The 8,422-nt window shown below is 43.1% G+C and carries 5 protein-coding genes, 1 pseudogene and 1 riboswitch; all 6 genes and pseudogenes read right to left on the reverse strand.

Features of this window, described 5'->3' with window-relative positions; all coding sequences use genetic code 11:
• Positions 1-29: 29 nt before the first annotated feature.
• Positions 30-809: an ABC transporter ATP-binding protein gene (locus BQ7314_RS15580; protein WP_174484602.1), complete on the reverse strand. Its 780-nt coding sequence runs from the start codon at positions 807-809 to the stop codon at positions 30-32.
• Positions 806-1,804, reverse strand: a complete 999-nt coding sequence (locus BQ7314_RS15585; RefSeq protein WP_174484603.1) for a FecCD family ABC transporter permease — start codon at positions 1,802-1,804, stop codon at positions 806-808. The genes BQ7314_RS15580 and BQ7314_RS15585 overlap by 4 nt, the downstream gene beginning before the upstream one ends.
• Positions 1,801-2,718 (reverse strand): ABC transporter substrate-binding protein, encoded by a 918-nt coding sequence (locus BQ7314_RS15590; RefSeq protein WP_174484604.1) that lies wholly within the window; start codon positions 2,716-2,718, stop codon positions 1,801-1,803. Before BQ7314_RS15590 ends, BQ7314_RS15585 begins: the two co-directional genes overlap by 4 nt.
• Entirely contained in the window at positions 2,718-4,706 is a 1,989-nt protein-coding gene (locus BQ7314_RS15595; RefSeq protein ID WP_174484605.1) for a TonB-dependent receptor plug domain-containing protein, read from the reverse strand. Before BQ7314_RS15595 ends, BQ7314_RS15590 begins: the two co-directional genes overlap by 1 nt.
• A 215-nt stretch (positions 4,707-4,921) precedes the next feature.
• Positions 4,922-5,127: riboswitch (cobalamin riboswitch) on the reverse strand.
• A 232-nt stretch (positions 5,128-5,359) separates the two neighbouring features.
• Positions 5,360-6,295: an ExeA family protein gene (locus BQ7314_RS15600; protein WP_174484606.1), complete on the reverse strand. Its 936-nt coding sequence runs from the start codon at positions 6,293-6,295 to the stop codon at positions 5,360-5,362.
• A 630-nt stretch (positions 6,296-6,925) separates the two neighbouring features.
• Positions 6,926-8,144 (reverse strand): annotated as a pseudogene (locus BQ7314_RS15605) (ISL3 family transposase).
• Positions 8,145-8,422 lie beyond the last annotated feature (278 nt).

Below are 8,422 nucleotides of genomic sequence, written 5' to 3' on the forward strand. Positions count from 1 at the left end.
TAAAAGAAAGATAGCTAAAAATAGGGAGCTTAATGCTTTAGGGTTGCCAGCGGAATTAGGTAATCAATCTCCTCAATCGCCCCCATATGGGCGGTAATATGAAAGCACTGCGCCAAATTTTCAGCCGTCAGCACTTGTTTAGGGATGCCTTCGGCGATAATTCTGTGTCCGCCTAGCATCACTAATTTGTCGCAATAGCGCATTGCCAGCGTTAAATCATGAATCACCGTCACAATGCCCATTCCTGCATTAGATAGACTGCGAAATTTTTCCATTACGTCCAATTGATGCCCTAAATCAAGCCCTGCAATCGGCTCATCGGCTAATAATAAGGCAGGTTGTACGGCTAAGGCGCGTGCCAAAAAGACGCGGGCGCGTTCGCCGCCTGATAAAGTATCCACCGTGCGTGTGGCAAATTGAGCCACATCACAGGCTTGTAAGGCCTGTTGCACAATGTCTTTATCTGTCTGCGAGCGCGCTGCCCACGCCTTCCTGTGCGGCAAACGTCCCAGCATCACCAAGGTTTCAACGCTGACCGCCCAGTGGCTGGTATTGCCCTGCGGTAAGTAGGCGAGTTTTTGAGCAAGATGCTGAGGGTTCCAGGCGGCTAAATCCTGACCGAGAATGGCTAACTGTTGCGCCTTTGTCGGCAGTAGTCCCGCTAAGGTTCTTAAGAGACTGGTTTTGCCGCAACCATTAGGGCCAATCAATCCGATTAGCTCGCCTTTGCCTAGATTAAAATGGATGTCATTTAATATCTCGCGCTCACCAAATCGAATGCTGATGCCACGCGCTTCCAGTAATTTCATTGTAACTCTTTTTGCGTTTTCATAATCAGTAGTAAAAAGAATGGCGCACCAATTAAAGCGGTGACCACGCCGAGTTTTAATTCTGTGCCCGTACTGAGAATACGCACTGCAATATCAGCCAATAAAGTTAAACACGCGCCCCCCAAACCACTGGCAAGCAATAAACTACTGGGTTTATGTGCCACCCAACGGCGCAATAAATGCGGTACTACCAAGCCAATAAAACCAATCGCACCGGCCACGGCCGTTGCCGCCCCAACCGATAAGGCTATGCCAATGACGATGTAGGTACGTATATGATTTAGATTAAAGCCTAAGCTCTGCGCCGCTTCTTCTCCAAGGGTCAAAGCATCGAGTGCTTTGCCTTGCAGCAGTAATAAACACCAGCCCAATAGCATAAAAGGAGCCGATAGCCAGACATGTTCAAAACTACGATCTGCCAGAGAACCCATTAACCAAAACATGATTTCCAGCGCAATAAAGGGGTTAGAGGCAAGATTTAAGACCAGTGATGTCAAAGCAGAGGCAAAACTGGTTACGGCGACCCCTGCTAGAATTAAACGCAAAGTACTGCTATTGTTGCCCGCAAGTAACTGAATCAGCAATACGGCAAGCAATGCGCCGGTGATTCCCCCAATTGGTAAAGCCAAGGCAAATAAGGCGGACAGGCCGGAATAAATCGTGAGTACCGCGCCTAATGAGGCGGCGGATGTCACACCGATTAAGCCGGGCTCTGCCAATGGGTTGCGTAAAAAACCCTGTAATACTGCGCCACCTAGCCCTAAGGTCATGCCAATCATTAAACCTAAGAGGGCGCGAGGTAAGCGAATTTCCAGCAAAATTAAGCGTGTCGTCTGATCGGCTGTACCGCTTAAAACAGTTAATAATTCACGTCCGCCAACATAAGAACTACCAACCACCACCGAGCCTAAAAAAGCCAGTAAGGTACTGATAAATAATATAGAAAATAAACCAGGGCGTGCCATTTTTATCATGGTGTGGGCTGTCCTGTCGTCTGTTGTGTTGCGGCCAATTGCAAGCGTACCTTGAGCAGATTTTCCACGGCATCAAGCACGAGCGGCGTACCGCAAATCCATAGTGGGTCAGAGATTGTTACCATTGTCGTTTGCGTTTTAAAAGCTTGAAAAGCAGGATGCTGAAAAGCGGCGGTTGCCACGCTGCCATGAGGGCTACGTTTGCGTCCGCTAATAATAATGTCAGGGTGTTGAGTGATTAAGGCTTCCAGTGGCAAATGGCCACTTCCCGAAATGCCCATTTCGGCGGCTAAATTACGAAAACCTGCTGCCTCCAATATCGTATGTGCCAAGGTATTGCCTCCCGTGGTATAGCTGTTTTCACGATAAAAAACGGCAACAGGCGGTTGTGGCACTTGCGTTGCTAAGGCGAGTGCCAGCCGAGTATCGAATGCCTGAATCAGTTGCTCACCGCGTTGCTCTTCATGCAGTGCTTTGGCAATCATGGCGATATTATGACGAATATCTGCAAAACTGCGGGCAACCGGTACTTCAATGATGTTAAAATCCAAGCGTTTGAGTAAAAAAACGGTGGGGCGTGATGTAAAAGTGCCTGCCAAAATCAGGTCCGGTTGCATCAGCATGATTTCTTCCGCCAGACCATGATTTTTGCGGATGCCCACGGCTTCGTGCGCCAATGCAGAAATATCGTCCCGGCTCGCTAGATAACTTAGCGATTGGATAACAGGCTTATCCGCCAATAACAATAATAACTGGTCGGTACATAGGTTGATGGACACCACTTTTTGCGGTTTTGCCTGCGCTGTACAGCTCAGCAATACGCCTATTAATACTAGATAAGAGGGGGAGCACTGCACAACCACTTTTTTAGCTGCGCAGAGAACCCCATCAAGCCATTGAAAAAAGGCAGGCACTATTTTAGAAAAGGTCCTAATGCCACACGCACACCACCGTATCCGGCAACCCCTCGGGAGGCGTAGGAATACACTTCTTGATAGCTATCGTTAAGCATATTTTCTACCCGTGCAAAGATTTCGACATGATCGAAAATCTCATAAGAAGCGGCAATATTAACCAGCGTGTAATCGCTTAATACAACGGTAGAACGGTTAAATGCCGCATCAAATGCATAGTCGGTCTGTTGGCCATTATATTTAACACCGAGATTAATATTAGCCTTTCTATCCAAGACGCTAAATCCATAGTTAAGGTTTGCGCTGGCAATATGCTTGGGACGGCGTACTAATGCGATATTTTTAGCATCTTTGGTACTGGTCCAAGTATAACTCCCCACAAAATCTAGCCCCTGCATGAGATTGGCAGTGATACCTACTTCAATGCCTTCTATTTTATTGATGCCTGGTGCATTGCCGTAGGTAAAGTAGCGTGAGCCATCGGCATTAATATCCGTTGTACGCTGAATAAAGTTTTTAATCTGATTATTGTAGTAAGTCACATCCAGCGACACGCGCTCATCAAAGAGAAATTGCTGGATACCTATATCCCAGCTATTACTTTTTTCCGCTTGTAAATTCGGGTTGCCACGATATTCACGTCCTGAAAAATTACCATCAATATATAACTCAGACAGCGTAGGATTTTTTGCCCCCGTGCCGTAACTGGCATGTAATTTAGTATTGGTTTCAATATGCCGATAGGCGGCAGTGGTACGAAAGGTGGTCACATCTTGAAATTGCCGCACATTATCATCATGGCGCACACTGGCCGTCAGCGATACACGGTCAAATAATGCCAATTGATATTCCCCCACATAACTATTAACGATTAAACGCGTCTGATTTTTGCTGGAAAAGGTGCTATCGGCACTATCTTCTTCATGCTCATATAAAAAGGTCAACGCATGCCGAGACTGAGCAAACTGCGATGTATCCAGCAATAAATTCGTCTGATAAGCGTATTTAATTTTATTGCCATTAAAATGGCTTGCAAAAGCTTGGTCACGAAAACTTTTACGTTGACTATCCGAGTAAAAAAAGCTGGCCTGATGCTCCCATTGCAACCAATCCGTTATTTCTGGTACGGTCAATTTAAGATAGGCTTTCGTATAGCCTTGGCGCGTTTCTGAGCGATTATCAGCATCTACCGCACCGATTCCACCCTGAAAACCATCGGTATCCGTATCTGCACGCACCATTCTACCGCTAACACCTAATTCCAACGCCTCTAGGGGACGAATATTGACATTACCATCAAGCGTTAAGTTTTGACTGGCATCCCTTTCAGTACCACTAGCCGCAATGGAAATCCCTTCACTTGCAAACTGATTAACATTTAAGGAAAAATCAACTTTGTCTTTCCAGCCACCGCTGAAGCCGCCGCCCACTTTATAGGTTCCAAACGAGCCGCCTTCAGCATTCGCATTGACTTGCAAGCCTTTGCTACCTTTTTTGGTGATGATGTTAATCACCCCACCGACAGCATCACTCCCATACAAAGCACTTTGTGCACCGCGGATAATTTCGATACGTTCGATATTATCGGCCAGCATATTGCCAAAATTATATTCTGAGCCGCCCGCCGGATCGTTTAACTCAATGCCATCGAGCCTAACCAATGTTTGATTGCCTTCCGCGCCGCGCATACGCACCTGCGTTAGCGTACCAAAACTACCGCCCGTTTGATTCACGGCAAGCCCCGGCACCGTGCGTAAAATATCCGCAACATAGGTGATTTGTTGCCGTGCAATGTCCTCGGCTGTAATCACCGTGACGGCACTACCGACCTGTGCGGCAGGGGTTGGCGTTAAACTTGAGGTAACCACCATTTTGGTGAGTGCTTTAGGTGATTCATCGGCCGCAAAAAGAGCAATAGGCGTAAGACAGGTGGCAGTAAAAAGACTGGATAAAAAGGCATTAGCTGGCCTTTTAATAGGGGTAAACATACGAAAAAAAACTCCACGTTTTCAGAAAGTAAACGCCGAGAGGAGCTTGTATTAAAAAAGAAAATAGTCCCATCGGCAAACGTGTGCCAGAACCATTAGAGCATTACTATGGAATACAGATAACTCTGTCCATATAAGACAAGCAGGATATGACACGATAATGCGCATCACAGAAAACGGACTTCCGTCGCCATAAACAAATCCCGATTTATGACTAGGTGATACTAGCTTAGGCAGGTATCCTGGCTCACGGGTCAATATATACCTCTCGCCTTCCCAGTTTCCCAGTGGCATTAATAGAGGCATACTCGCCGTATACAGTTGCGGGTCAGCCAAGGCTTATGATGTATTAAACGATACATCAGCACCTTGTTCCCTGAATGACTTCTCTTGAAAGAGAACCTAAACTGTCGTTATTGTAACAGAAGAGTAAATGCTGTTGCTAGCCTGAGATAACGGTATTTTTGCGATAGGGTTTGATCTTGCGACTTAAGCGAGCGGTGATTGCAAATCAGGGGGCTGATTTTTTTGCATGCTCAACAGCATTATAGTTAAAAAAACAAGTGCAAAATTGTTCTTCTGGAAGTATTAATTACCCTAGTTGACAAAGCAAAGCAAAGCCAACCCTACAATAATCAATCGTAAGTTTGACTTCAGCCGACAAGAGCTTGATTTATGACAAGCGAATCCCAATACCCCGCTAAATCAATCTGCTCTTGCTCCATGACCATTTGCCTTATGCGCTGTTTTATCTTGCTATCTTGCAAGCCTTGTAAGGGCAAGATACCCCCTAATTTTTTTTCTATGATCACACTCAGCACCATTTCTACGGAAACGTTTTTTTTACCTTCACCATAGGTAAAAACCAATGACAAATCACAAATATTATTGATAAGCCTTGGAACTCCACTGGTGAAATAGTAAATTGTAGCGCATGCTGTTTTCGAAAAGATATTTGGTTCGCCCCCAGCAACATGCAGTCTATGATAGATATAGGAAATGGATTGTTTAAAATCAAGCGGTGCTAGGTAAAAGTCCACCGATATTCTTTGTGTAAACTGCACTAATTCGGGACTATTTAATTTACTTACCAATTCTGGTTGCCCCAATAGCACTATTTGTAACAAAATATCGTTACCAGCATTGATATTGGATAACAGGCGCAATTCCTCCAGTGTTCGCAAATCCATATTTTGTGCTTCATCGATGATAAGAACTGCCCGATGATGCGCTGCAAACTGCTTCTGCAAAAAAAGTACTAGACATTGGTAACGCTGGGCTTGATCAGTAATGGACTCTTTAATACCAAAAGCCGCAAGAATTAGTGTTAATAAGTCTCCATAGCTAAAATGTGTATTAGTAATCAACCCTACCGTCCGTTCTTGTCGCATCCCCCTATACAAATAATTTACAAGTGTTGTTTTCCCAGTACCGATTTCACCCGTTACCACCGTAAAGCCTGCCTGACTCATCAAGCCATATCGCAAAATTGTTATGGCTTTCCTGTGGTTAGGACTTAAATATAGAAAACCTGGATCAGGAATCAGTGAAAATGGTTTTTTAGTGAACCCAAAATATTCAGTATACATATAGATATTTAATAAAAATTAACACCATCGGTGTAGCTAATTGGCTTTATTCAGCACAGTTCCCTGTCGTTTTTTTTCGATAATAGCTGTTATGTAAATTAAGAGCTCATATACAAATAATTCCAAAAAATATAGCAGAGACCAATTTTCCGAGTACAAGACACCTTAGACCCATTATAAAAATGAATCTTAACTGTACAGTCCCTATCTTTTCTTCAAAAGTTTCAATCAGCTAACGCACACGAGAAATAGCGATAGATAAGCATTGATCCAGCGACTCTAAGTATTTTTCCCTTTTTCTAATTTAACTTCCCTGAAATAGTCATAAGCTTACACTGTAAGTACAAGCAGAACCTATGCCAGATATTAATTTTGAATAATATTAGTGAGCAAAAGTAAGTAATATCACCCTGATTGTCTATAGTTCACTGCAAAATTACGGGGATGACGATCTTTTTTATGTTTACTAAGAGGTATAAATAATTAGGATTATTTATACCTCTTAGTTGCTAAGTGTACTGTAATTTTTATATGACCTGACAATAGTATCAGGTCTTTATGACAGTTTTGTCATGTCTTGACAATAATGTCAGTTTTAATAGAATCTAGGCGTCCTAAGTATTTCAGGCTCTATGTGATTTGTAGTGGGTAATCAAATTTCAGCTTTCCACATAGGAAGTAAATCATGTTGATAAAATTATCAATATTACGGTAGCCTCTTGCACGTCGTTTGGCCAATTGAACTTTACTATTAATACCTTCAAGAATGCCATTTGTAATCTGTGTTTCGACAAAATGAATGATCCCGACCCAATGGCTCCGAACGGTCTTCGCGAACTTCATAAAAGCAGGAATTTTTGACGCATCTACTTCTGCGCACCATTGCTTCAGAAAGGCTTCTGCAGAGCGCTTATCAGGCATTGTCCATAAGTTACTGAAGAGCTCAATCGGTAGGCTTGTCCCAGAGTGGGGTATAGGTCTATCATTTCAGCTAATGAAGCCTCTTGTTTGTTTGTCAGATTATCTCGGTTTCTCAAGAAAGTATATTTGTGCCCTTTGAGTGCGTCATGTTCTTTACGTTCATCAATCCGCACTTGATTCATCGCTTCATTTAAGAGTTTGACGACATGGAATTTATCAAAGCATCCGGAAAGGCTTCTGATGCCCCCGCTATAAATGACGGTGATAAATCCATACTTATTTGCTCTACCTGTTCTTTCTCTACACCTTTGTCTTCAAAGTGCTTCTGAATATTATGCAAGGTTGCCTTGCCTTTCCCCTCCGTGACAAAAATAACCCGGGATTCTTCCAAATCTACACCTAAAGTGACATATTTATGGCCTTTTTTTGATGACGTTTCATCGATACCAAGCTGGGTAATTGATGAGACATCATCGGCTGCTTTCGCCTTGCCAATCCAGTGATTAAAAACAGTCCAAATACGTTGTGGATTCACCTTCAGCATTTCAGCGACACGATTAACTGGCATTTCTCTTTCTATCATTGCGAGTGCCATTGCCTCAAATAATAAGGTAAATCCACTACCAGGGCGAGCCCAAGGGACTTCCACTGTACGCACCTTACCATCGGTCGTTTTGATGCGTGGAACAGCACAATGTAAAAGACAAGAATGCTCAAAGAAATTCAAGTGTTGCCACTTTCGATCCACGGTATCATGAACTGGGCATAAGGCTCCCGATTCATCGATAAATTGTTCACCCGATTCAAAACCAAGGTAAATATGTAGTTCGCTTTCGGCTGAAATATTGTCATTTGAAAAACGGATATCTTCCACTTGCCAAGGCGAGGGCAGCCCTAAGGCTTGGCTAAATAAAATTTCACTATTCATACCAGCAATTCTCAATTTAAAGAAATTCAATAACTTATGCTTGGACATAGCTTAAATACAGGCTTCTGAGATTTTAAATTATTAAGTAATTTCAATAAAAATCACACAAACTGGAATTAAAATTGAAAAAAGTGCCTTTTTTTCATAGAAAAAGCGCTGAGTGCTGAAAAATCACTCAGGATCGAAATATAAAAGAACTGTAACTAATTGATTTATATTGATACTCCTAAATTGAGAATTGCTGTATTCATACTACAAATCACATAGAGCCTTTAAAA

It is taken from the genome of methanotrophic endosymbiont of Bathymodiolus puteoserpentis (Logatchev) (genome assembly GCF_900128525.1).
Lineage (GTDB): Bacteria > Pseudomonadota > Gammaproteobacteria > Methylococcales > Methylomonadaceae > Methyloprofundus.

Bases quoted from the DNA above. Each gene is read 5' to 3' on its own strand.
- BQ7314_RS15600 (WP_174484606.1), bottom strand. From the start codon at position 6,295: ATGTATACTGAATATTTTGGGTTCACTAAAAAACCATTTTCACTGATT.
- BQ7314_RS15595 (WP_174484605.1), bottom strand. From the start codon at position 4,706: ATGTTTACCCCTATTAAAAGGCCAGCTAATGCCTTTTTATCCAGTCTT.
- BQ7314_RS15580 (WP_174484602.1), bottom strand. From the start codon at position 809: ATGAAATTACTGGAAGCGCGTGGCATCAGCATTCGATTTGGTGAGCGC.
- BQ7314_RS15585 (WP_174484603.1), bottom strand. From the start codon at position 1,804: ATGATAAAAATGGCACGCCCTGGTTTATTTTCTATATTATTTATCAGT.